Origin of the sequence: Variovorax sp. J22R115, assembly GCF_030317005.1 — a bacterium.
Classification (GTDB): Bacteria; Pseudomonadota; Gammaproteobacteria; order Burkholderiales; family Burkholderiaceae_C; genus Variovorax.
Genome location: NZ_JASZYM010000001.1, coordinates 467,026 through 490,653, shown reverse-complemented (window position 1 = coordinate 490,653; position 23,628 = coordinate 467,026). Strand labels below are relative to the sequence as shown.

At 65.1% G+C, this 23,628-nt stretch carries 24 protein-coding genes; 7 read left to right on the top strand and 17 right to left on the bottom strand.

Annotated elements, in window-relative coordinates; translation table 11 throughout:
• Positions 1–9 precede the first annotated feature (9 nt).
• Positions 10–858, bottom strand: coding sequence for a hypothetical protein (locus QTI04_RS02125; RefSeq protein WP_286604568.1), 849 nt, complete (start codon positions 856–858; stop codon positions 10–12).
• Positions 859–942: 84 nt separating this feature from the next.
• On the opposite strand from QTI04_RS02125, the gene QTI04_RS02120 reads away from it, so the two are divergent.
• Entirely contained in the window at positions 943–1,863 is a 921-nt protein-coding gene (locus tag QTI04_RS02120) for a DUF3616 domain-containing protein (protein WP_286614006.1), read from the top strand.
• Between the two features lie 118 nt (positions 1,864–1,981).
• Here the strand turns inward: QTI04_RS02120 and QTI04_RS02115 are convergent, their stop codons facing one another.
• The 8 genes from QTI04_RS02115 to QTI04_RS02080 all read right to left on the bottom strand — a co-directional run bounded on the left by QTI04_RS02115 (position 1,982) and on the right by QTI04_RS02080 (position 11,560).
• Entirely contained in the window at positions 1,982–4,399 is a 2,418-nt protein-coding gene (locus QTI04_RS02115) for a DUF6351 family protein (protein ID WP_286614005.1), read from the bottom strand.
• A 147-nt stretch (positions 4,400–4,546) separates the two neighbouring features.
• The gene (locus tag QTI04_RS02110; protein ID WP_286614004.1) at positions 4,547–4,798 is read right to left on the bottom strand and encodes a LuxR C-terminal-related transcriptional regulator; all 252 of its coding nucleotides are present in this window, start codon (positions 4,796–4,798) and stop codon (positions 4,547–4,549) included.
• Positions 4,799–4,878: 80 nt separating this feature from the next.
• Entirely contained in the window at positions 4,879–5,700 is an 822-nt protein-coding gene (locus QTI04_RS02105; protein ID WP_286604574.1) for a MipA/OmpV family protein, read from the bottom strand.
• Positions 5,701–5,852: 152 nt separating this feature from the next.
• On the bottom strand, positions 5,853–6,773 hold the full coding sequence (gene kdgD, locus QTI04_RS02100; protein WP_286614003.1) for a 5-dehydro-4-deoxyglucarate dehydratase: 921 nt from the start codon (positions 6,771–6,773) through the stop codon (positions 5,853–5,855).
• A gap of 60 nt (positions 6,774–6,833) precedes the next feature.
• Positions 6,834–8,423: a galactarate dehydratase gene (gene garD / locus QTI04_RS02095; protein WP_286614002.1), complete on the bottom strand. Its 1,590-nt coding sequence runs from the start codon at positions 8,421–8,423 to the stop codon at positions 6,834–6,836.
• A 24-nt stretch (positions 8,424–8,447) separates the two neighbouring features.
• Positions 8,448–9,599 (bottom strand): mandelate racemase/muconate lactonizing enzyme family protein, encoded by a 1,152-nt coding sequence (locus QTI04_RS02090; protein ID WP_286614001.1) that lies wholly within the window; start codon positions 9,597–9,599, stop codon positions 8,448–8,450.
• 37 nt (positions 9,600–9,636) lie between these two features.
• The gene (locus tag QTI04_RS02085) at positions 9,637–10,596 is read right to left on the bottom strand and encodes a tripartite tricarboxylate transporter substrate binding protein (protein ID WP_286604580.1); all 960 of its coding nucleotides are present in this window, start codon (positions 10,594–10,596) and stop codon (positions 9,637–9,639) included.
• Between the two features lie 40 nt (positions 10,597–10,636).
• Complete coding sequence (locus tag QTI04_RS02080; RefSeq protein ID WP_286614148.1) at positions 10,637–11,560, bottom strand: tripartite tricarboxylate transporter substrate binding protein; 924 nt, start codon at positions 11,558–11,560, stop codon at positions 10,637–10,639.
• Positions 11,561–11,977: 417 nt separating this feature from the next.
• Between QTI04_RS02080 and QTI04_RS02075 the strand changes: the two genes are divergently transcribed.
• Entirely contained in the window at positions 11,978–12,979 is a 1,002-nt protein-coding gene (locus tag QTI04_RS02075) for a LacI family DNA-binding transcriptional regulator (protein WP_286604584.1), read from the top strand.
• Here the strand turns inward: QTI04_RS02075 and QTI04_RS02070 are convergent.
• Positions 12,976–13,749, bottom strand: coding sequence for a FadR/GntR family transcriptional regulator (locus tag QTI04_RS02070; protein WP_286614000.1), 774 nt, complete (start codon positions 13,747–13,749; stop codon positions 12,976–12,978). The genes QTI04_RS02075 and QTI04_RS02070 overlap by 4 nt on opposite strands.
• Positions 13,750–13,898: 149 nt before the next feature.
• On the opposite strand from QTI04_RS02070, the gene QTI04_RS02065 reads away from it, so the two are divergent.
• Positions 13,899–14,297, top strand: coding sequence for a hypothetical protein (locus QTI04_RS02065; RefSeq protein WP_286613999.1), 399 nt, complete (start codon positions 13,899–13,901; stop codon positions 14,295–14,297).
• Here QTI04_RS02065 and QTI04_RS02060 read toward each other — a convergent pair.
• Positions 14,290–14,682 carry a DoxX family protein gene (locus QTI04_RS02060; protein ID WP_286613998.1) on the bottom strand — a complete coding sequence of 131 codons (393 nt, stop codon included), beginning with the start codon at positions 14,680–14,682 and terminating at the stop codon, positions 14,290–14,292. The genes QTI04_RS02065 and QTI04_RS02060 overlap by 8 nt on opposite strands.
• Positions 14,679–14,930, bottom strand: coding sequence for a DUF4287 domain-containing protein (locus QTI04_RS02055; RefSeq protein ID WP_286613997.1), 252 nt, complete (start codon positions 14,928–14,930; stop codon positions 14,679–14,681). The genes QTI04_RS02060 and QTI04_RS02055 overlap by 4 nt, the downstream gene beginning before the upstream one ends.
• Positions 14,931–14,977: 47 nt before the next feature.
• On the opposite strand from QTI04_RS02055, the gene QTI04_RS02050 reads away from it, so the two are divergent.
• Positions 14,978–15,625 (top strand): TetR/AcrR family transcriptional regulator, encoded by a 648-nt coding sequence (locus QTI04_RS02050; RefSeq protein WP_286613996.1) that lies wholly within the window; start codon positions 14,978–14,980, stop codon positions 15,623–15,625.
• A gap of 91 nt (positions 15,626–15,716) precedes the next feature.
• On the opposite strand, the gene QTI04_RS02045 is transcribed toward QTI04_RS02050, so the two are convergent.
• A complete protein-coding gene (locus QTI04_RS02045; protein ID WP_286613995.1) occupies positions 15,717–16,370 on the bottom strand; it encodes a glutathione S-transferase family protein in 654 nt (217 codons plus the stop codon).
• A gap of 155 nt (positions 16,371–16,525) precedes the next feature.
• On the opposite strand from QTI04_RS02045, the gene QTI04_RS02040 reads away from it, so the two are divergent.
• Positions 16,526–16,858, top strand: a complete 333-nt coding sequence (locus QTI04_RS02040; RefSeq protein ID WP_286613994.1) for a hypothetical protein — start codon at positions 16,526–16,528, stop codon at positions 16,856–16,858.
• Positions 16,859–16,925: 67 nt separating this feature from the next.
• Here the strand turns inward: QTI04_RS02040 and QTI04_RS02035 are convergent, their stop codons facing one another.
• Both QTI04_RS02035 and QTI04_RS02030 read right to left on the bottom strand, forming a co-directional pair.
• Positions 16,926–17,567: a hypothetical protein gene (locus QTI04_RS02035; RefSeq protein ID WP_286613993.1), complete on the bottom strand. Its 642-nt coding sequence runs from the start codon at positions 17,565–17,567 to the stop codon at positions 16,926–16,928.
• Positions 17,568–17,705: 138 nt separating this feature from the next.
• Positions 17,706–18,644, bottom strand: coding sequence for a LysR family transcriptional regulator (locus tag QTI04_RS02030; RefSeq protein ID WP_286613992.1), 939 nt, complete (start codon positions 18,642–18,644; stop codon positions 17,706–17,708).
• Between the two features lie 103 nt (positions 18,645–18,747).
• Here QTI04_RS02030 and QTI04_RS02025 point away from each other — a divergent pair, with 103 nt between their 5' ends.
• Together QTI04_RS02025 and QTI04_RS02020 are read left to right on the top strand one after the other, a co-directional pair.
• Complete coding sequence (locus tag QTI04_RS02025; protein ID WP_286613991.1) at positions 18,748–19,734, top strand: tripartite tricarboxylate transporter substrate binding protein; 987 nt, start codon at positions 18,748–18,750, stop codon at positions 19,732–19,734.
• A gap of 26 nt (positions 19,735–19,760) precedes the next feature.
• Complete coding sequence (locus QTI04_RS02020; protein ID WP_286613990.1) at positions 19,761–20,780, top strand: 4-hydroxythreonine-4-phosphate dehydrogenase PdxA; 1,020 nt, start codon at positions 19,761–19,763, stop codon at positions 20,778–20,780.
• 88 nt (positions 20,781–20,868) lie between these two features.
• Here the strand turns inward: QTI04_RS02020 and QTI04_RS02015 are convergent, their stop codons facing one another.
• Positions 20,869–22,230 (bottom strand): benzoate/H(+) symporter BenE family transporter, encoded by a 1,362-nt coding sequence (locus QTI04_RS02015; protein ID WP_286613989.1) that lies wholly within the window; start codon positions 22,228–22,230, stop codon positions 20,869–20,871.
• 8 nt (positions 22,231–22,238) lie between these two features.
• The gene (locus QTI04_RS02010) at positions 22,239–23,621 is read right to left on the bottom strand and encodes an MFS transporter (RefSeq protein WP_286613988.1); all 1,383 of its coding nucleotides are present in this window, start codon (positions 23,619–23,621) and stop codon (positions 22,239–22,241) included.
• Between the last annotated feature and the right edge of the window lie 7 nt (positions 23,622–23,628).

Sequence of the window (23,628 nt, the reverse complement as noted above, 5' to 3'; positions counted from 1 at the left end):
CGGACGCGGCTATGCGCGCGATGCTTCGGTCGGTGTTTGCGTGTGGCGTTGCCCTCTCAGGCTGCCCAATGGCGTGCTGCCGAGAATGCGCGCCAGTTCATTTCGCAGCCACGCGCTCGCATCGTCCAGTGGCGCTTCGAACTGGATGCGGTAGTCATTGGCCGGACCGATGAAATCGGCAAGTCGCGGCAACTCGGAAAGCGAATTCCAGACAAAGACCGGAAGCTCCGGCGGCGTCTGCCGGCTCGGGTCTTCGGCGAACTGCTTCAACAGCGCCTCGGCGCGTTTCTCGTAGCCGCGCTGCTGATCCGACAGGCGCTTGTAATTGTCGCGGAACTCGCAAGTCAGGCCTTCGAGAAAGTCGTCCATGCGGCGCACCAGCCGCGTCACTTCCGAGCGTGTCTCTTCGTCCACACCGTCGGCTCTGCGCTCCAGTGCCCGTACCACGTTGCGAAGCTGCACGCGCGCGGTGATCAAGGCGCGCATCTCGTCGCCGTAGGTCGCGACCGACTGATGGGCTGGAATCAGGATTCTTGCCCGCGCGACCTGGTCGAACACCCCCTTGAGGTCCGCCAGAACGTTCGTGACGAACGAGGCGGCGTCCTCGCGCTTTCGCTTGAATGCTGCAACCTCATCGAGCTGCACCTTGAGCAAACCACCGAAAAGTCCGGCAAACACGAGCGTGATCGCCGCCGCGTACAGCGTCTTGCGAAGTTCGATGTCACTGACCGACCACCCGATTCCGATGGCCAGCGCGGCGGGAACGCACACCAGCAGGCACGCTGCGATCAGCGTGCGCCTCCTGCCCGACGCCTCGAAGCTCCTTGCATCCATGCGCGAGTTTGTGCGCCGGTTCACGCCGCCCGTCAACCCTCGCCGGGAGGGCGTCCAGGCTTGCAACTGCCTCTGGGATCATGCGACTCATGGGTAGACAATGCGCCGGTGACACACCAGGAACCCCCTGCTTTCCGGCCCCTGACGGGGGTCTATGAGCCGTCGGCGATCCGGCAATTGCCGGACGGGCGCCTTCTTGTCATCGAGGACGAGAAGGACCACCCCTTCAGCCTGGTCACGATCGACGCAGGCCGTGTCGACAGCGTCGCACTCACCGCCACCCTGCTCCAGACCTTCAGCGACTTCTGGAAGCTGGACGATCTCGAAGGGCTTGCCCTGGACCGATCGGGCTTCGTCTACGCCATCACCTCCCATTCCCGAGACGACGAAGGTCGCGCAAAGAAGTCGCGCGAGCGACTCGTACGCTTCCGGGTCGACGGGAATCGGGTCGTCGACCCCAAGGTCGTCGAGGGATTGAAGAAGGCCATGACGACGCAGCATCCCCTGCTGGCTTCGGCGGCGAAAGTCCGGCAGGTCAAGGCCGCTGGCGGACTCAACATCGAAGCACTGGAAATCGACCCGTTCGAGCATCATCTGCTGATCGGCTTTCGCAGCCCGCTGCGCGAAGGCCGCGCGATCATTGCCAGCCTCGTCAATCCGACGGCCGTCTTCGAGGCGGACGAGGAGCCCCAGCTGTCGCCCGATCTCGATGAACTGGATCTGGACGGCCACGGAATTCGCGCATTGTCTTTCCTTCCCGCGCTCGGACAGTACCTGGTCGTCGGCGGGCCCGTTTCGAGCGGGCCCGCCGAGTTCTCGCTCTGGCTTTGGAATGGCCGGCGAAGCAACTCCGTGCGCCGCGTCGCGGTTCCGGGTCTGCGGGACCTGGCGCGTACAGAAGGAGTGAGCCCGGCGACCATCGACGGGGCGGCAGGCATCCTCATGGTCAGCGACGACGGCGACCGCAAGGCCGGACGGTCGGCCAGCTATCTATGGCTCGGTCTCGATCAGCTGCAGATGGCGTCTTGATCGAAGTTGGCGTCGAGCGCCGGGCTGCGTTGGCGCTTCCTTGAGCGATGACGCACGGGCCCTGCGCGAAGAAAAAAGCCACCGCATGCGGTGGCTCGCGCAGGAATCCGGCAAAGGATCAAGGGGTGCCTTGACCGGGCTTGCTGTAGTCGCAGACACCTTCGGGGAAGATGGCCTGGAGCTTCTGGATGTCCGCCGGGGACGGCACCCAAGAGCCGTAGGTGCCATCGGCCAGTGCCGTGTCCAGCGGCTTCAGCGCGCACTTGAAGATGCCGCCTTCGATGGGCCCCCCGGCGACGATGCGCGAGGTGCTGTACATCGGGAAGGCCTGGGTGCAGGCGCCTTTGGGCTTGGCATCGAGCACGCCGTCCCAAACCTCCGCGCCCCTGGCCATCAGCGTTCCGGCGTTATCGAAGCAACTGTCCCTTGCGCGCTCGGGCCGGTTGTCGGCCACACTGCGGCTTGGATTGGCGCGGATCTTGGCGATCCACTCGTCGATCACTTCGAACGCCATCGGCGACTGGTCGAAGGGCGTTGCGGCTCCGCGCGTCTCGGTGAACCAGACGACCTGGTGGTCGGAGTTGCCCATCTTGTTGCGGATGCGCTTCCGGATAGCAAAGGACTGGTGCACGTTGTGCATGTCGAGCTTGTGCTCCAGGTACGGGCGCCAGTCGATGGTCGGGATGTCCGACTGCCCGGTGAAGATCAGGCCCGAGCGCAAGGTCGCCTTGATGCCTTCCATGTCGCCGTGCGTGCGTGGAGCGGGAACATTGGGCGCGGCCGGGTTCCATTGATTCATGTTCCGCGCACCCCATGGATCGAAGTACCCCGCGATCGTGGCAGCCTTCTGCTGTTCGGCTGCGCCGGTCCCGTTGAAGGGGAAGCCTTCGGGCACCATTTCGCTCGCCCGCTTCCAGCCGCCGACCTTGAAGTTCAGGTCGAGGAACTCGGCGCTGGAGATCTTTCCTTCCTTCATCGACTGCAGGCCGTATTGCACGCCCACGTTGTCCCAGTTGGAGCGCGCGTAGCCATCGGCAGCGATCCCGTAGGTGTTGCGCACGTCGTCGTAGTGGCTGAACGCGATGGGGCCGAAGGCCGCCATGTTCATCCGTGCCGCACCCCTGGCCATGATGCCGTCGGCATCGAAGGTCGGGTTCATGGCGCCGGCCGTCAGCCCCATCCAGGCCTTGCGGCATTCGGTGGAACCGGTGGCCATCTTCACGTTCGGCAGGTAGGGTTGGAGCCCGAGGAACGGATTGGCGACCGTCTCTTCGCCGTTCATGCCCACCAGCCAGCTGCGGTTCTTGATGGAGCTGGTCCACTTGCCATTGGCGCGGTCGGTCACATCCATGTAGTACTCGAGCAGCTCGCAATCGCCCACGTGCGGAATCTGTCCCACCATGTCGGGATAGGCCTGCTGCGGGATCGCCGCGTCGAGCAGGCCGGGGTGGTTCTGCGGGTACAGGTACTGTTGAATGCCGCCGCCCGAGCCGCCGAGTCCTACGGTGTACGTGGGTACGCCGTAGCGCTTGATGAAGCCTTCCTTGGTCATCAGCGCGGTCTCACCGCCGAGGATCATGTCGTAGTGCTCGCCGGTGCGTGTGCCGGTGGAGTGGATCGCGGCATAGCCTTTGCCGATCTGCTCGATCGCGCCGACGCGCGTGTCCGGGCCGCCCTGGTAGTGGCCGAAGCCGACGCCTCCCTGGAAGACGTAGACCAGCCGCTTGTTCCACAGGCTCAGGTCTGGCTTGGTCGGGTCTTCGCCGAAGGGCGCAAGCATCACGTACTGGTAGATGAAGCGGTTGATCGTGCCGCGTTCCCAGCGCACGATGAAGTCGACTTCACGTCCGTCCATGAGCGTGGTCTTGGCGATGTTGGAAGGACGCGAGCCGTCGGCCGGCATCGGCAGGTAGTTCTTGTGGCTGGTGCCGCCGACTGGCAGGTAGTAGTACTTCACATAGGAGTCGATCGAGCAATCGCGGCTGTAGCCGACGGTGCCGCCGGCGCCGTCCTTGACCGCGAAATACTTGGTGTCGGCGGTGTCGACGAGCGGCTCCTTCCCGAGCTCGCTGACCACCGAGCAGACGAAGGGCTCCTGCTTGGCGCCTGCAAACATCGGGCCCGTGATCGGATGGTTGGTCAGCGTCAGCGTGTCGAGCTTGCCGCGCACCTTATGACGCACTTCCAGCTTGTTGGGGCCGACCGCGAGGCCGGCTACCAGGCCTTCCAGCCGGTCGGCGCTCGAGGCAAGCGCGGGCTCGATCTTGGTGTCGTTGAGCCACAACTCGATCTGGGCATGGTCATCCTGAGGCGCCAGTACGGCAATGCGCGCGTCCCCGCCCGACACGTACTCCGGCTTGCTGGATAGCACCTTGAGTGAAATCTTCGACGACGCCGGTGGCGGGTCAGAAGGCGGTGGATTGGACGATGGCGGGTTGGATGGCGGAATGAACGGGGTGCCGTTGCCGCCGCCGCCGCACGCGGCGATCACGATCGCGCCGGCCGTGCAGGCCGCGATCTGCTTCCATGAACTCATTTGGGTCTCCTCGATTGTTTTTCTGATCCCGGGAAGGCCGTTTTGCCCTCACCAAGCCAGGCCGAGGTGATGCTAGGGGGCCGCCCGCAGCGCCACAAGTCAGCGACCCGGGCGTCGCCTGTCAGATATCGATGACGGGGGAAACGCTCAGTCCACCAGCCGATGGTGGATGGCGTACTGGACCCGCGGGGCGTTCGAGGCCAGCCCCATCCTCTCGAGGATGCGCCGCCGGCAGGTGCTCACGGTCTTGACGTTGATCGCCAGTCGCTCGGCGGTGGTGGTCAGCGATTCGCCGCCCACGATCATGCGCAGGATGTCCTGCCGCCGACCCCGGTCACGATGCGGACGGCCGCCATGAGATCGACGGCTGGCTGGTGGCGCAGGCAATCCAGAGGTCACTCCGTGGCTCCGCTAAGCGTCGCCGAGTCAAGCCGTTCACCGAAGTACTCCAGCGCTCGAGATCGCCCGCGCTCGCATCGTCAAAATCGGTACGAGGCGAAGATGCCGTAAGTATTCTGCGACTTGTCCTCCGTGATCGGACTGTTCTCGGCGTCGCCTTGCAACCAAGCGGCCGTGACGCTTGCGCCAAGACTCCACTGTGGACTCAGCTGGTACTGGGCGCCGACGGAGAAGCGGACGGTGTTGAGGCCGCTTCCCGCCGAGTACGGGGGAATTCCGGCAATGAGGCTCTGTCTCGCGCTGATTCCAAAGAAGGTCTGGGTGTACTTGCCGTTCGCCCAAGTGAGGCCGGGTCCAGCAGACAAGGTGAGCCTTTCACTGAGCTGGTATTTTCCTTCGAGGTCGAGTGCGAAACGCGTACCTTGATCGTTGCCCCCGATGTCGGAAACGAGAAAACCGCGAACGGTCAGCCAATCGAGGGAGTAGGCAGCGAACACGCTGCCCAGCGCCGTCTCAGAAATGTCGCCCCAGCCATTGAGGATCGGCGCATCCGTCGCCTTCCGCGGCTTGGTGAGTTCTCCACCCAAAGCCACGCCGAAGCGCCAGTTGTCGTCCTGAATGAGATTGAAGCCCACTCCAAACGGGAAACCGGCCCCCGGAGTGCCCCCTATGAAATAGCGGCCGAAGTTGGCGGTGACAAGGGGCACCGCCACGACCTGGGTATCGCCGCTGCCGGGATACTTGGGGCGACTGAAGACTCCGAGCCCCGCGGAAAAGCGCCAGCTGTCGTCTGTCACCTGTTCCAAGCGTGCCTGGGCCAGCGCATCCTGCGCGGTGAGCGTGGCAGCGAGCGTCGCGCCCGCGAGGATGAGATGTACGCCATGCTTGCGAGTGTGGATCATGAGAAGCGCTTCCGGATGAATGAGGACGGCGGGGCGCTCGAATCAACCTGGGACTTCGAGACCCGCTCTTCTGAATCGTCCGGCATTAGACAGCCAGCATGTCGTTGGTTGCAACACGGGCAAACAGTCCGTGTTGCTGCCTGCGACCGCTTTCAGAGGCCCTGGGGGCCCAACTGGTCGATCAGCAGCTTCAGCGCCTCCATCTCGTCCGGCTTCAGGTCGGTCAGTGGAGCGCGAACCGGGCCTGCATCGTGACCGACAATCTTTGCGCCGGCCTTGACGATGCTCACGGCGTAGCCCTGCATGCGGTTGCGGATCTCCAGGTACGGCATGAAGAAGTCCTTCAGCAGCCGGTGCTGCGTCTTCAGGTCGTCGGCGGCGACCGCGCGATAGAAATCCATCGCGGTCTTCGGGATGAAGTTGAAGACGGCCGACGAATACACCGGCGTGCCCATGGCCTTGTAGGCGGCGGCATAGACCTCGGCGGTCGGCAGGCCGCCGAGGTAGGCGAAGCGATCGCCCATCCTCTGGTAGACCGCGACCATGGCCTCGATGTCGCCCACCCCGTCCTTGAAGCCGACGAGGTTCGAGTTGCGATCGGCCAGGGCAGCCAGCGTGTCCGGCTTGAAGCGCGTGGCGCCACCGCGGTTGTAGACGACGACGCCGAAGTCGACGCTCTTGCACACCGCGTCGACGTGCGCGGCCAGACCTTCCTGGCCCGCCTCGGTCAGGTAGTGGGGCAACAGCAGGATGCCGTGCGCGCCGGCCTTCTCGGCGGCCTGTGCGCACTGGATCGCGAATCGTGTCGGGCCACCTGCTCCAGCGATGATCGGCACCACGCCGCGGCAGGTGTCGACGGCGGTTTGGATGATGCCGGGATACTCGTCACCCGTCAGCGAGAAGAACTCGCCCGTGCCGCCGGCGGCGAACAGCGCCGAGGCGCCGTACGGCGCCAGCCATTCCAGGCGCTTCTCGTAGCCCTTCTTGTGGAAGTCGCCGTTGCTGTCGAAGTCGGTCAGCGGAAACGAAAGCAGGCCGGAGCCCATGATGGTCTTGAGTTCTTGCGGATTCACAGGGGGTTCTCTCTGGTCGGGGACACGGGGTGGATGGAATGGCGTGCGAGCCCTTCGGGCTCAGGTCACGGGGGCGGGGTTGAACAGCACCAGCGCGTTGTGCAGCTTCCAGTGCTCGGCCCAGGTCTTCTTCCGCCCGCTCGCGACGTCGAGCATCAGATGGAACATCTCCCAGCCAACATCGGCAATGGTCTTCTCGCCCGTGGCGATCGTCCCGGCGTTGATGTCCATCAGGTCGTGCCAGCGGCGGGCCAGGTCGCTGCGCGTGGCGACCTTGATCACCGGCACCTCGGCCAGCCCGTAGGGCGTGCCCCGGCCGGTGGTGAACACGTGCAGGTTGATGCCCGCAGCCAGCTGCAGCGTGCCGCAGATGAAATCGCTGGCCGGCGTCGCCGCGTAGATCAGGCCCTTCTGCCGGACCTTCTCGCCGGGCGCGATCACGCCCGAGATCGGTGACTTGCCCGACTTCACGATCGAGCCCATCGCCTTCTCGACGATGTTGGACAGCCCGCCCTTCTTGTTGCCGGGCGTGGTGTTGGCGCTGCGGTCGACCCGCCCCTTGTCCAGGTAGGCGTCATACCAGGCCATCTCGCGGATCATCGCCTCGGCCACCTCGGGCGTGGTGGCGCGCGAGGTCAACTGGTCGATGCCGTCGCGCACTTCGGTGACTTCCGAGAACATCACGGTCGCACCGGCACGCACCAGCAGGTCGGTGCAGAAGCCCACCGCCGGATTGGCCGTGACGCCCGAGAAGGCGTCGCTGCCGCCGCACTGCACGCCGACCACGAGTTCGCTCGCGGGCACGGTCTCGCGACGGCGGGCGTTCAGGCGCTCCAGATGCTCTTCGGCCTGCCGCATGATCGAATCGACCATCGACATGAAGCCGACGTGCGCGTCGTCCTGCAGGCACACGACGTCGAGCTGGCTCTCCGCGTTGTCGCCGACGTCGGCCACGTTGCGCTCGTCGATCAGCGGGATGGTGCCGGGCGGCATCAGGCGCTCGGGCTGGAGCTTCTCGCAGCCCAGGCTCACCACCATCACCTCGCCGCCAAAGTTGGGGTTCAGGCTGATGTTGCGCAGCGTGCGGATCGGGATGATGGCGTCCGGCGCATCGATGGCCACGCCGCAGCCGTAGCCGTGTTCGAGCGCCACGACATCGTCGACGTGGGGGTACTTCGGCAGCAGCTCGGACTTGATGCGCTGGACGGCAAACTCCGTCACCCCGGCCACGCACTGCACGGTCTGCGTGATCGCCAGGATGTTGCGCGAGCCGACCGAGCCGTCCGGGTTGCGGTAGCCCTCGAAGGTGTAGCCCTCCAGGGGGGGCTGCGGCTCGGGCTTGACCGTGGCGATCGGCAGGCCGGTGAGTTCGCGCGCCGCGGGCATCTTGAGCAGCCGCTCGTGCACCCAGCTGCCGGCGGCGATCGCCTTGAGCGCATAGCCGATCACGACGTTGTAGCGACGGACCTCGCCGCCTTCGGGGATGTCCACCAGCGCGACCTTGTGCGCCTGGGGAACCTTGTCCACCAGCGTCAGGCCCGAGGGGAACACGGTGCCGGCCGGCAGCCCGCCGTCATTGGCGACGATCGCGACGTTGTCGCGGTCGTCCATGCTGATGCACAGCGGCGAGAGAGAGCGGGTTTCAGTCATCACGGGCACTTCAGACATGCCGGCTCAGGCGCGCTGGCCCACTTCGACTTCTTCGCGCGTCCAGCCTCTGGCTTGCTCGCTGAGGCTGAGGCCGAGGCCGGGCCGCGTCGGCACCAGCATCCGGCCGTTCCTGATTTCGAGGCGCTCGTTGAACAGCGGCTCGAGCCAGTCGAAATGCTCCACCCACGGTTCGGTCTGGTAGACGGCGCCGAGGTGCACGTGCAGTTCCATGGCGAAGTGCGGGCCGAGGCTCAGGCCCGCCTGCTCGGCCTGGGCGGCGATCTTCAGGAACGGCGTGATGCCCCCGACGCGGGGCGCGTCGGGCATCAGGTAGTCGGCGGCGCGGTGGCGGATCAGCTCGCCGTGTTCGGCCGCGCTGGTCAGCATCTCGCCGGTGGCGATCGGCGTGTCGAACTGCGACGCGAGCGCCGCGTGGCCTTCGAAGTCGTAGGCGTCCAGCGGCTCTTCGATCCAGATCAGGTTGAATTGCTCGAAGATGCGGCACATGCGCTGCGCGGTCGGACGATCCCACTGCTGGTTGGCGTCGACCATGAGGGGCATGTCGTCGCCCAGGTGCTTGCGAACCGCTTCGACGCGCCGGATGTCGAGCGCGCGGTCGGGCTGGCCGACCTTGAGCTTGATGCCGCCGATGCCGCGCTCGCGCGATGCCGCGGCGTTGACCAGCAGTTGGTCGAGCGGCGTGTGCAGGAAGCCGCCCGAGGTGTTGTAGCACTGGACCGAATCCCGCTGGGAGCCCAGCAGCTTGGACAGCGAGAGGCCGGCGCGCCGGGCCTTCAGGTCATAGAGCGCGACGTCGAACGCGCCGATCGCCTGGACCGCCATGCCGCTGCGCCCGACGGACGCGCCGGCCCAGCACAGCTTGGTCCACAGCTTCGAGATGTCGCTCGGGTCTTCGCCGATCAGCGCCGGAGCAATCTCCTTGGCGTGGGCGAACTGGCCAGGACCGCCGGCTCGCTTGGAATAGCTGAAACCCAGACCCCGGTGGCCGTCCCTGGTCTCGATTTCGGCGAACAGCATCGCGATCTCGGTCATCGGCTTCTGACGGCCGGTCAGCACCTTCGCGTCGCTGATCGGGTTGGCCAGCGGCAGGTAGCACGAAGAGACGCGGATCCAGGCGATGCTGTCGCCGGCCGGGGACGGAGGGGTGGTGGTCATGGTCAGTTGGCTTTCAGGAGATTCGTGTGGCGCCCGGTCAGTCGATCGTGATCTTTCCGGTCTCGATCACGTTCTTCCAGCGTGCGTACTCCTTCTGCTGGAACTCGGCGAACTGCGCCGGGGAATTGGCGACCATCTCGAAACCGATCGAGGTGAACTGGTCCTTGACCTTCGGATCGTTGAGGGCCTCGACGAAGGCGGCGTGCGCCTTGTCCCGCACGGCGGGAGACAGGCCCTTGGGCGCCACGATGGCCTGCCACGAAGCCACCTCGACGTTCTTGACGCCGGCTTCCGCCAGCGTCGGCACGTCCGGCAGGACGGGCGAGCGCTTCGGGCTGGTGACGGCCAACGCGCGCATCTTGCCGCCCTTGATGTACTGCACCACCGAGTTGATGTTCTGGAAGGACGCGTTCACCTGGCCGCCCATCAGGTCGGTATGCGCCGGCGATCCGCCCTTGTAGGGAACGTGGATGCCCATGGTGCCGGTCTGCTGCCAGAACAGTTCGGCCGTCAGGTGGTCGCTGGAGCCGTTGCCGGCCGAGGCGAAAGTCATCTTGCCGGGATTGGCCTTCTGGTACGCGATGACGTCCGCCACGCTCTTGTGCGGCGAGTTCGCGGGCACCACCAGCACATTGGGCGAAGCCACCGCCACGGTGATCAGGTCGAAGTCCTTCAGCGCGTCGTACTGGAGGCCCTTGACCAGATGCGGAACGATGACGAGCGGACCGAGCGAGGTGACGAGAAAGGTCGCGCCATCGGGCGCCGCGCGCTTGACGAAGGTCGCACCGATGGTGCCGGTGGCCCCGGCCTTGTTGTCGACGAGGAAGGATTGCTTGAACTTGTCGGTGAGCCGCGGCGCGATGGCGCGCGCCACCTGGTCGGTCGAGCCGCCCGGCGGGAACGGCACGACGAGGGTCACGGTCTTCTCGGGCCAGTTCTGTGCGTTGCAAGCAAAGGCGGCGAGGCCCAGTGCGATCAGGGTCAGGTATTTCTTCATGCGTTGTCTCTCTGTGGGGATGTGGATGTGACTCTGGATGTCAGTCGAGCTTCAGTCCGGCCTTGGCGACGACGGCCGCCCAGCCCTTGCGCTCTTTCTCGAAGAAGCTGGACATTTCGGCCGGCGGCATCGTGGAGATGTCGGCGCCCTGCGCGATCAACTGCTCGCGCACGGCCGGCAGATGGATGATGCGAAGCAGTTCGGCCGAGAGCCGTTCGAGCTGTGGCGCCGGCAAGCCCGCAGGCGCCATCACCCCTTGCCAGGTGCCCGACTCGAAGCCCTTGACGGTGTCGCCGATGGTCGGGACGCCCGGGAGTTGCGCCATCGGCTTGGGCGACGAGACCGCGATGATCTTGAGCCGCTTGGATTGCACGAAGGGCAGCGTCGCCAGCATGCCGTTCATGAGGACTTCGGCCTGCCCGGCGATGGTGTCGTTGATCGCCTGCGAGCCGCCCTTGTAGGGGATGTACTCCCACTTGGCGCCGGTCTTCTCCTGCAGCTGGATGCCGGCGAGATGCGGAGCGCTGGCCAAGGCCGTGACCGCAAAGGAAAGGGGCTTCTTCTTCGAAAGTTCGACCAGTTCAGGCAGCGTGTTCGCCGCAACGGAAGGATGGACGACCAGCAGGTGCGGCGAGTAGGCCAGCATCGCCACCGGCTGCAGGTTCTTCGAAGGATCGAACGGCAGCTGCGTGTACAGCGACGGGCTGATGGCCAGCGCGCGCACGTCGCACATCAGCAGCGTGAGACCGTTGGGCGCCGACTTCGCGACGAAGTCCGCGCCGATGTTGCCGTTTGCGCCCACCTTGTTGTCGACGACGACCGTGGCCTTGAGCGCCTCGGCGAGCGGCGTCGAGATGGCGCGGGCAATGATGTCCGAGGAGCCGCCCGCGGTGAACGGAACGATGATCTTGATCGTCTTGCCGGCAAATGCATCGGCGGGCGCATCGGCCGCGCGGCTTGGCATCGACACGCCGGCCACGGCCATGGCCACGGCACTGAGTCCGGCCCATTGAAGGATTCGGCGACGCGGGAAATGTGCGATCTGCATGGTGACTCCAGTATGGTTGGTAACGTTGTCATTCGCGGCTTTGTTTTCGGAGGCCCGGCGCCATGGTGAGCCGCCTTCAAGTCCCTGTCGTGCTGCCGCTGCAAGAAGTGTCGAAGCGGAAGAAATGATATCGTTGTCATTTAGGACGGTCAATCGACTTCTTGTCAGGGTTTTCCCGCGCCGCTGCGCTCGAGTCAACGGCCCGTTTCCCACTCGAACTCCCCTCCCCGTCGTTGTCCTTGCGCGCAATCTGGCACCGACAGTCGGCTTCTGCTAACGTTGTCATCCTTGCCACCTCCCACCCAGGCGACCCCGCCGGACAGCCCGAATCGAATGAATGCCGTATCTCCCTTCAAGGCCGCCACGCTCCATGACGTGGCCAAGGCCGCGGGTGTGTCGCTGATCACCGCATCGCGTGCGCTGAGCAATCCGGGCGTGGTCTCGAAAAAGACCATCGAGAAGGTGCAGGCGGCGGTCGAGTCGACTGGCTACATCCCGAACCTGCTCGCCGGCGGCCTCAAGTCCAAGCGCAGCCTGATGGTGGGCGGCATCGTGCCGGCGCTGTCGGTGGCCCAGTTCCTGCCGACCGTGCAGGCACTGACGACCGAGCTGGCTTCGGCGGGCTATCAGCTGATCCTCGGACAAACCTCCTACGACGCCGGTCAGGAAGAATCGGTGCTCAACACGATGATCGGCCGGCAGCCCGATGGCATCGTCATGACCGGCCTGGTGCAGTCGCAGAAGGCCAGGGACCGGCTGCGTCGCTCGGGCATTCCGGTCGTCGAGACATGGGACCTCAGCGATCGGCCCGTCGACATGCTGGTGGGCTTCTCTCACGTCAAGGTTGGCGGCGCGGTGGGCGGCTACTTTCTGAGCAAGGGCTGGAAGCACATCGGCATCGCGACCGGTGACGACCATCGTGCCCGCATGCGGCGCGATGGATTCCAGACCACGCTCGGCCGCGAGGTACCGACGGCCGTCGTTCCGGCACCGAGCAGCCTGGCACTGGGCCGCCGTGCGCTCGCGGAACTGCTGGAAAAGGAACCGCGGCTCGAAGCGGTCTGCTGCAGCTCGGACCAGTTGGCGCAAGGCGTGATGGTGGAAGCGCTCGCACGCGGCCTGCGTGTTCCGCAGGATCTGGCGATCTGCGGCTTCGGCAATGCGGATTTCGGCGCGCACACGGTCCCTTCGATCTCCACCGTGCACGTGGATGGCGCCGAGATCGGCCGGCTTGCCGCGCGATTGATCGTTGCCCGCTGCCGGGGTGAATCGGTCGCGCAACCCGTCGTCGATGTCGGGTTCCGCATGATCGAGCGGCAATCGTCGGCCACCTAGGGCGGCAAGACCCCCCGCGGCCGTTCGCAGGCGCGCCGTCTCTCTCGTCCGTTCACCAGATGGGTTCGCATGGCGGCGCGCGCCGCCTCCACGTCGTGCTGCGCGATGGCGTCGAAGATGCTTCGATGCTCATGCCGGACCTGGCTCGCCCACGCAGCGCTCAGTTCTTCACCCGCGGCAGCTTCCAGGAAAGCAGTCGGTACGCAGGTGGGCCCCAGCGCCTCCAGCACCGCGGCGAAATGCGGGCTGTGCGACGCGCGCGCGATCTCGAGGTGGAACTGGAAGTCGGGGACGGCGGTGTCCATGCCCTGATCCATCGCGGCATTGAACGCGTGAAGAGCGCCCTTCAGGGCGTCCAGGTCGCCGGGGGTGCGGCGTTGCGCTGCCAGCGCGGCCGCCTCGGACTCCAGGCCGATGCGCAATTCGATCAGCGCGAGCGCCTGCGCGAGGCTGTCGTCCGGACTGCTGTCGACCTGGAACGGCTTGGCCCGCGAGGCGCCCACCACGAAAGTGCCGACGCCCTGCCGCGTCCGGACTATGCCCGCCGCCTGCAACTTCGAAAGCGCCTCCCTGACCACCGTGCGGCTGACCCCGAACTCTTCCCTGATCGCGGCCTCGGTCGGCAACTGGTCGCCCGCGCGCAGAGGGCCGATGCGCATCCGCCTGCTCAACTCGTCGACGACCCCGGCGCTCAGGCGCCGCGATCGGGGTCGTCCAACGGGCTGCAATGATGTCGTTGTCAACCCGTACTCCTTGAAGTTGTCGCGCATCAGGGCTTGCTTCTCGCGCGAGTTGGTCACGTGGGAATGAAACTGCGAAGACTATTTAATGCAGGAGAAAGTTCTCGCTTCTTCGATGCGATTGCCGCTTCTGTCCTTTGCACCGCACAATTTGCGAGTCGGCGCCCATACGATGACGCATGAACTGCACCACCAGCGTTGAGGCCGAGTTGGACCTCTTCTACGCTTGGCTTGCTCAGTTTGAAGCGGACATTCCTCGAATGCGGCATGTCATCACGCGCTGGTACGCCAGCCCGGCACTTCAAGCCTACACAGGCTACTCGTGGTTCAAGCCCTCGACGCCTGGCGAACCTGCGTTGTGCCTCGCAACCCTCTTGGTATCTGAAGACCTTCGAGGCCAAGGCTACCTCACTCGATTCGTCGAGCGCTTCCTTGCCGGCAAGCATGGCTTGGAAGCGCGCGTTCTCTACATCGAAAACATTGCGAGCCCGCGGTTCGAGGGTTGGCTTCTCCGAGCGGGCTTCCAGCGGTGCACACACGGCACGGGAGAGTTCTCCGCGTACTACCTGATCAGATAGCCTGCATGCCCGGCCTGGAAAAAGCGGCCTTGAAAAAGGTCGGATAGCGCAACGCCAGGCCCGCCCACATCACGAGCCCGACGTAGACCCCGAACAGCACGTGCGTGGCCAAGGGCGACCCGACGCGGTAATGGGTCGCCACCGCGCCGCCCAGGAACCCGGTCAGATAGATCGCGCCGAGCACACTCGTGCGCGGCACGGCGTACAGCACGGCGCCCAACAGCAGCAGCACACCAAGTGGCACGACCGCGCTTACCGGCCAGCCGAGCTCTTGGGTGCTTCGCAACACCGGCTCCATCTTGAGCAGCTTGCCCGTGGCGTCCAAGATAAAGAACAGCGTGGCAAGGCCCGAGAGGCCGACGCCGATGCGTCGCATCCAGTTCATGGCCTGCCCCTCTTGGCAGACGCCGCGGGTGCTTCGGACAAGGGGACCCATCCATTGCGCTTGAACGCCTCCCAAACCGCCATGGCATGCCCGTGGCCAAGCCCCGAGCTGTTCTTGAGCCAGGCGACGAACTCCATCGTCTTGGTGTCCGGGCGCAGGATCCCCGCTTGAACGGCTTGCTCGAAGAAGTCCTTCGGCTCCTTGCCGGTCTTGGTCCGGATGTTGGTCATGTAGGCTTCGAACGTCATGCGCGAGTCCCATACGTCGATATTGGATGTAGCACACTATAGTCAATATGAAAGCTCAGGACAAGCGGCCCTACCGCTCAGAAACCCGCTCGGAAGCGGCGGAGCGCACCCGAGCCAGGATCCTGGACGCGGGGAAGTTTCTGTTCTCTCGCAAGGGGATCGACGCGACCACCATTGCCCAGATCGCCGAGCGAGCGCGCGTGTCGGAGCCGACCGTGTATGCGGTGGTGAAATCCAAAGCCGGGCTGTTGCACGCTCTGATGCATGACGCGATCTTTGGCCCGCGGTTCAAGGAAGCCCACCAGAAGCTCGAAGGGCTGAGCGACCCAGTCCAGCGCATCGTGATGAGCGCCCATGTGGCGCGAGCGATCTACGAGGGCGAAAGCGCCGAGCTCGGCCTGCTGATGAAATCGGCGGCGTTCTCGCCAGAGCTTCGCAAGACGAACCAGTCCTTCGAAGCCTTGCGGCGGGAGATGCAGCGCGAGCGGATCGACGCACTGTTCGCGGCGAAGCGCGCGCGCAAAGGCCTGACGAAAGAGGCGGCAGCGACTGTGCTGTGGATGCTTACCAGTCGCGAGGTTTATCACAAGCTCGTGCACGAGTCGGGTTGGGCACCCGACGTGTTTCAAGCTTGGCTCGAGCAAGCGCTGCTGGAGGCTTTGACGGACGGGCTCGGTTCTGATTGCGACGCCTAACCCTGCATCGCTCCGTCCCTTGCCCTCGGCGGGACTGCGCCATCGCAGTAGCGGATGGCCGCTCGGCGGCCGGAGCCCAAAGTGGACCTTGTCAGGCGGTCGGATGGCTTGCAGTGAAAACCGACAGTTGATCTTCAAAAGCACGTTTGTAGGCTGGCCGCGCCTCGCCACGGGCGACATAGGCACAGAGATTCGGATGCTCCTCCAGGACACCCGATCCGCTCAACCTACGCAGCACGGTCACCATCAGGAGGTCGCCGGCGCTGAACGCCGCGTCGAGCCAGTCTGAGTCGCCGAGACGACTTGAAAGTTGGCCCAGCCGCACATGGACGCGATCCTCGAGGATCAATAAACGCTCCGCGTACCAGATCTTGTCGCGCTCGACCAGCGTTGCGATTTCGCGATCAAGGATGGGCGGCTCGACAGTATTCAGCGCAGCAAACATCCACGTGATCGCGCGCGCCCTTGCGTTCGCATCGTCCGGCAGCAAGCCAGGGTGGCTCTCGGCGACATGGAACACAATCGCCCCTGACTCGAACAGGGCGAGATCGCCTTCTTCATAGGTCGGGATCTGCCCGAACGGATGAATCGTGCGATGTGCGGGTTCCTTCATCTCAACGAACGAAACGAGCTGAACCTCGTAAGGCTGGCCCACCTCTTCGAGCGCCCAGCGAACGCGCATGTCCCGTGCCAACCCCCTGCCGCGATCGGGCGACCGTGCAAAGGCGGTGATGGTGGGCATCATTTGAAGTCTCCGGCTGCTCGCAGGAGGCCATTGTCCGCCTCTGGCCGGGACCGCCTGTTCTCAAGGCCGCATTGAAGACCCGTCGGGCAGAATGCGGCCCAGGAGCAGACACTTGATCGCCGCCCTCAAGGCCCACGCTACCTCCAAGAGTTGCAATGAAACTGATGTCCTCAAAGTTCGCACGTCCTCGGACCCTGCCAGCAGCTGCGACGGGCGCGCACGCCATCGGTACCGCTGCACTAGGCTCTATCGCGATTGGCGCCGTAGCCGTCGGTGCTTTGGCGATTGGTGCCTTGTCTATCGGCCGGCTCTTTGTTGGCCGAGTTCGAATCCGACGGTTGGAGATTGACGAGCTTGTTGTTCGCCGCGTCCGTGTTACAGAGCAGCTCATGACGCCGTCAACGTCAGACCCTGGTGGCGTCATCGATGAGACGAAGTCAGCTGCCGTGACGCCGTTCATCGACGGGGCCGCGGCGTCGAAGCAGTAGGCAGATACGCGAGAGCAGCGCGGTGGCTCCGGTGACCCGCGCCACTTCGGCGTGGCTTCCAGCGTCGCTATCTCCCCAGGGCCGCGAGCTTCCTCCTGGCGCTCTGGAGGAGACCTCCGCGCTCGATGGGCGCCTTGGCCTTGGTATCGCCCTCGGCGACGACTTCAATTGCAAAGGGAGCCGCCAGCTTCAAGGTGAGGTTGTCACGCGCCGTGAGGGCCGCGTACCGAGTGCTGGAAATCACGTGCACATCAAGGTGCCGGCCGATAGATGTCGACAGCTTCCGGCACGCCGCGGCCATTTCCGATTCATCCGGCACCCGCTGCCCGTGAACCACAAGAAGCTCGACTGTGGCGTCCTTGTCCTCCCCAAGCACGAATGCACGCAGAACTGAATCCTTGAACTTTGAACGCAGCATCGCGCGGATGGGCTCCGCGGCGGCGAACGACTTGAGCGCGATCGTCCTGAGCTCGTTGTAGAAGACGAACGAGGTGTTCGCGCTGACTGCTTCTTGCTCGTCGGCCTTCGACTTGTGACGGGACAAGATACCGCTTTGAAGGAGATGCTCCTGGGTCTGTTCTATCAGTTCAGGATTGAGTTTGGTCCGCTTCGCGAGTTCTGCCACCGAGAACCTGTTCATCGGCTCGGCAAACACGACCTTCAACAGCTTTTGGACTTCTGGCGCTAGGAGGAAATCTGCGGCACTCATTCAGGCTTGTGGCAACGGGTATTGGGCACTATGGCGACTCTCCGCCTCCCGCGGGCCTGGGCCTGAAGCGGCGGTGACGGGACGTTGCCTGTTGAGAAATCTTCCATGAGCAAAAGGCACGCACTCTCGACTGCCCGTCTATGAAGCGGGCCGCAACAGCGCCACAAACTCCGCCGCCGCGGGGGACAGGCTGTGCGCGCGTCGAGTGATCAGGTAGATGGGAGGCACGCGTATCGGCAACTTCATCGGCAGGACGCTCAGCACGCCCAGCCTGGCATAGTGGGCCGCCTGCGACGCCGGCATCACGGCGGCCATGTCTGAATGTTCCAGGAGTGCGGTCATCGCGATCGGCGAGGCCGTCTCCGTGACCCGCAAACGTTGCTGGATGCCGGCCTCGTGCAGCGCCGCCTCGAAGCGTCCACGCTGCGGCGAACCCGGCGGCTGCAGCAGCCACGGCCATTCGACCAGCTCTCGCAGCGTCACCGACTTGCGTTTGAGCAGCGGATGCGCTTTGCGCACCACCACCACCTGGGGCTCGCCAAGCAGCAACACGCAGTCGAAGGCCTCGGCACTGTGGTCCTCGGTGAGTCGCCCGAGCATCAGGTCGACCTCACCGCGCGCCAGCTGGCGCAGCATCACGTCGCTGGTATCGACCACCACGCTCACAGCCACGCGCTCGTGCTTCTGCTGGTAGGCCACGAGCGCCGGCGCCAGCAACTCCGGCACCGCACCGGGCACGCTTCCAACACGCAGCGCGCCACTGAGTCCGGAGCGCAGCGCCTCGATCTCTTCGCACACTGCGCCGAAGTCGGTCAGCACCCAGCGCGCATGGCGCACCAGCGCCTCACCGTATGGCGTTGGCGTCATCCCGCGCGCCACGCGGGTAAACAGAGGCACGGCGAAAGTCTCCTCGAGCTGTTGCAGCAGCTTGGTCGCCGCGGGCTGGCTGATGCTCATCGCCGCTGAAGCCCGACCCAGGTGCCGGTGCTGGTCGAGCAGCGCAAGCAGCACCCATTGACGCGTGCGCAGGCGCAGCAACAGGCGCCAGGGCGGAAGATCGATGGAGGGTTGGCTCATATACAGATGTATATGAATTCTTCAGGAATATCGATTGGATTGGAATGGCAAACATCCCTAAGCTGCATCCGTCAGCCTCGAAGAAAAAACGGAGACACGCCCCATGCCATTCCAATCCTTGCGGTGCCGCGCAGTCAGCGCCCTCGCCGCCTTGCTGTTGATCGCGGCGCCGCCCACGGCCTCCGCGCAGACTGCGTATCCGGACAAGCCCCTTCGCATCATGGTCGGCGCCTCCCCCGGCGGCGGCACCGACATCCTCGCGCGCCTGCTCGCCGACAAGTTCGGCGCCGCGCTCAAGCAACCCGTCGTTGTCGAGAACCGGCCCGGTGCGTCGAACACCATCGCGGCCGAACTCACCGCACGCGCCGCAAGCGATGGCAGCACGCTGCTCCTGGCCACCAACACGGGTCAAGCGGTCGCGCCTCACCTGCTCAAGCTCAAGTACGACCCACTCAAGGACCTGCAACCCGTGGGCTTGGTGGCCGTGATGCCGAACGTTCTTGTCGTGCCTGCGACCTCGCCCTACCAGAACGTCAGCGAACTCATCGCCGCGATGCGTGCCAAACCGGGCTCCTTCAAGTACGCGTCCTCGGGCATCGGCAGCACGCAGCACGTGGGCGGCGAAGCCTTCGCACTGGCCACCGGCACCAAGGCCATCCATGTGCCGTACCGCGGCAGTTCGCAGGCGCACATCGACATCATCGGTGGGCAGGTGGAGATGATGTTCGACAGCACCTCCTCGGCCATGCAGCAGATCAAGGCCGGCAAGTTGCGCCCGCTCGCCGTCGCGGCGGCCAAGCGCACACCGGAACTGCCCGAGGTCCCGACGCTCGCTGAGGCCGGCGTCACCGGCGCCGACGTCAACACCTGGTACGGCCTTTTCGTCACCGCCGGCACGCCGCGCGCAGCCGTGGAGCGACTCAACGCCGAACTTGCGCAAAGCCTGCGGTCGGCCGACGTACAGGACCGCATCAAGGCGCTCGGCGGAGAGATCTCGGCCACGAGCATCGAGGCCTTTGCAGAGATGAACCGCCATGAGTTCGAGCGCTACGGCAAGCTGGTCAAGGACACCGGCATGCGTGCCGAGTGACTCGAAAAGACAAGGAAAGGAATTCGATGAAACCCAGAATCGCAGTGCTGCCCGGCGACCCGAGCGGCATCGGTCCGGAGATGATGGTGAAGCTGCTCTCGCGCGCGCCCAATCTCGAGGCGGCCGATCTGTTGCTCGTCGCCGACCCGCTGGTGCTCGAAAGCGGCCAGCGCATCGCTGGCGGCGCCACGCTCGACCCCCTCCGCCTCCAGAGTCTGGACGGGCTGCGATTCGAGCCCGGCCGGCCGAGCCTGCTGGTTCAGGCCACGATGGGCGGTGTTCCCCCGGTGCTCGGCGAATCGAACGTGCATTCCGGCATCGCCTCCTTCGAGGCGATGCAGCTGGCCACCGAGGCCGTTCGCCGAGGTCTGGTCGATGGCATCGTCTTCGCGCCGCTCAACAAGCATTCACTGCGCCTCGGCGGATTGCAGCATGAAGACGAGCTGCGCTACATGCAGGAGCGATTCCGCGTGCCGGGCTTCGTCTGCGAGTTCAACATCACCGGCAAGCTCTGGACCTCGCGCGTCACCTCGCATGTGCCGCTGAAGGACGTCGCAGCCCTCATCACTGGCGACGCCGTGAAGGACGCGGTGCACATCATTCGCGACGCCCTCATCAGTGCCGGCGTCCAGGCGCCACGCATCGCGGTCTCGGGCCTCAATCCGCACGCGGGCGACGGCGGCTCCATCGGCAGCGAAGAGATTGAGATCATCGCGCCGGCCGTGCGCGCGCTGCAGGCGCAAGGGATCGACGCCCGTGGTCCCTATTCGCCCGATACCGTCTTCATCGGCGCGCGCCGCGGGGACTTCGACGCCGTCGTCTCGATGTACCACGATCAGGGCCAGATCGCGATGAAGCTCATGGGCTTCGAGCAGGGCGTGACGCTGCACGGCGGCCTGCCGGTGCCGGTGGCGACCTCGGCGAGCGGCAGCGCCTTCGACATCGCTGGCCGGGGCGTGGCGACCATCGAGGGCTTGCAACACGCCTTCGACCTGTGCGTGCGGATGGCCCGCGAGCGGAAGGCGCGATCAGCTCGGGCGAACTGACGCAGCGCGGACTGCGATGTCGGGTGCACAGGCTCTTGCCGACACCGGAACGGCCGACGATGTTCGGGCACTCACGAAGCGACGGTCCTCATTCGCCGTCGCGGGCTTGTTCCGAACGGTGCTTGACCGGAGGTGTCGCATCGTCGATCAGCGCGCCCGAGGCCACAACGAGGCGATGCAGGGAGGCGGCCATCGCGCGCAGTCGCTCGGCTGGGGCGAAGGAAGCGGACTGCGGTGAAAAGTCGCGCCGCTCGAGGCACCACGACACGCCAAAGCCCATCGCCAATCCCCAGAACGCGGCTCCGATGTTGAAGATGGCGAGATCCGCTGCGGTGACCAAAAAGGCCACCAGCGCGCCAAGCGTGAACCGCTCCTTGAACGCCGTCATGAAGGCGGACTGCAAGACACGCAGCATCGCCAAGCCGGCCAGCACCATGACGAAGGCCTTGGGCAGATGGAGCATCAGCCGCGTGAATGCGGGCGACATCAGGCCGAAGACCATCGCCAGAATGCCGGTAAAGATGCCGGCACTGTATTGGCGGGAACGCTCTCCCGAACCACTGATGATTGCGTTCGTGGGACCGGTGAGGCAGGTGCTGACGGCACCGACCGCCGCGCTCATCATGGCTCCAATGCCGCAGGCCACCGTCACGGCGTTCACCGGTGGCTCATGCCCAGCTGCCTTCGACACGGCGATGCCCTGGCCGTTCTGGACGACCAGCACCGTGATGGCGAGCGGCACCACGAGCTCCACCATTGCAGACCACGACCACACGGGCATTCGCACCACCGGACGAATCAGTTCAATGGATCCCAGCGCGGCGACGTCCATGCGCGTGAGAAACGCTGTCATGGCCGCGCCCACCAGCAGGGCCCCGATCAACGGCGGCAGTCGGCGCCCGAGCGCAGGGACCGCCGTCAGCGCCAGCCATGCGATGACCATCGGACCCGCGATCGCCACGTCATCGTGCAACGATCGCACGAGGTCCAATCCAAACCTCAGGAACACCGCGGCCACCATGCCCATCACGATCGGCATCGGAATCGCCGCCATCGCACGGCGGACCCAGCCCGTGCAGCCCAGCACCAAGATGAGCGCGCCAGTGGCGTAGTACGCCCCGAGCACCTCGGCGAAGCTGAGATGCATCAGCGCAGGCCCGACCAGCACGGTACCGGGAATGGTCCAGAAGAAGGCCAGCGGCTGGCGGTACAGCCAGCACATCCCTACGCTGATGAGGCCATTGACGAAGAAGACGCCGAAGAGCCACGAAGCCAGCTCGGCCTCGCTCAAGCCACCGCCGGTGCCGACCGACAGAATGATCGCGACCGGGGCGGTGGCCGCGAAGACAAATCCGATGAACCCGTTGGCTGCGTAGGTGGGGCCGAAATCGGCCACCACCCGGCGCCAGCCCAGCAGCGGCCGCGGCGGCGGCTCGAGGTGGTGCCACATGGCCGCTGCTACTTCGCGGGCACCGCGGCCTTCGAGCCAACCATCGAACTCTCGCGAATCGCACCCGAAGCATCTGCACGTTGGGCCCCTGTCGAACGACCATGGTTGATCAAGGCCACCGCGATGGCCGCAATCACCGCGGGGATCGCAATCGCCATGAAGTTCTGCTGCAGCGGGAGTGCCAGGCCGACAAGGCTGCCGATCACGATCGGCGCGAGGATCGCGCCGCTTCGCCCCACGCCCGAGGCCCAGCCGATGCCCGTGGCACGCACTGCCATCGGATAGAACTGCCCCACGTAGGCGTAGGTCACGATCTGCGTCCCGATGGTCGACGCGCCCGCCAGTCCGACCAGCAGGAACAGCACTTCCGTTGGCGCGCGATAGCCCAGCAAGGTGATCGACACCGCCGCCAACGCATACATGCCCACCAGCACGTACTTGATGTGGAAGCGGTCGGCGAGCCAGCCTCCGCCTACCGCGCCGATCATGGCGCCGAAGTTCAGCACGAGCACGAAGGTCAAGGCGGAACCCAGGCTGTAACCAGCGCTGGCCATCAGCCGGGTCAGCCACGAGCTGAGGGCGTACACCATGAACAGGCACATGAAGAACGCGATCCAGAACATCACGGTGCTGAAGCCGCGACCTTCCTGGAACAGGCGACCGATCGGCGCGCTCGCGGCCTTGTCTTCGCGCGGCAGCGCGAAGCTGTCGCCAGACTCGGGCCGGTAGCTGGGATCGAGGCGCGACGCGAGGCGTTGCAACTCGTCGAGTCGGTTCGCCTTGATGAGAAAGGGCATCGACTCGGGCATCGATTTCAGGATCGCGGGGATCAGCAATACCGGCAAGCCCGCTGCAAGAAACACCGACGACCAGCCATAGGCTTCGATCAGTCCCTTGCCGAGCAGCGCGGCCAGCATTCCGCCAACGGCGTAGCCGCTGAACATCAGCGTCACCATCGTGCTGCGGATCTTGCGCGGTGAGTACTCGGTCATCTGCGCGACCACGTTCGGCATCACGCCGCCAATGCCAAGCCCCGCCAGGAAGCGCATCACGCTGAAGCTGATCGGCTCGTGGGTGAGGCCCGCGGCCGCGGTGAAGATGCTGAACAGCGCAATGCAGATGACAATCGCGCGTCGCCGACCGATCTTGTCCGCGATGGTGCCCAGGAAGATGGCGCCGAACATCATGCCGAACAGCGCGGAGCTGACCATGAAGCCCGCATTCGTCGGGCTCACGCCCATCTCCTTCATGATCGAAGGCAGCGCGATGCCGGCCACCGCGAGGTCGTAGCCGTCGAAGATGATGATCAGGGCGCACCAGAAGAGAACCAACCCGTGGAAGCGATTGAAGCGGGCCTCGTCGGCCAGCTTGTGGAGATCGATGTTGCGCATGGTGTTG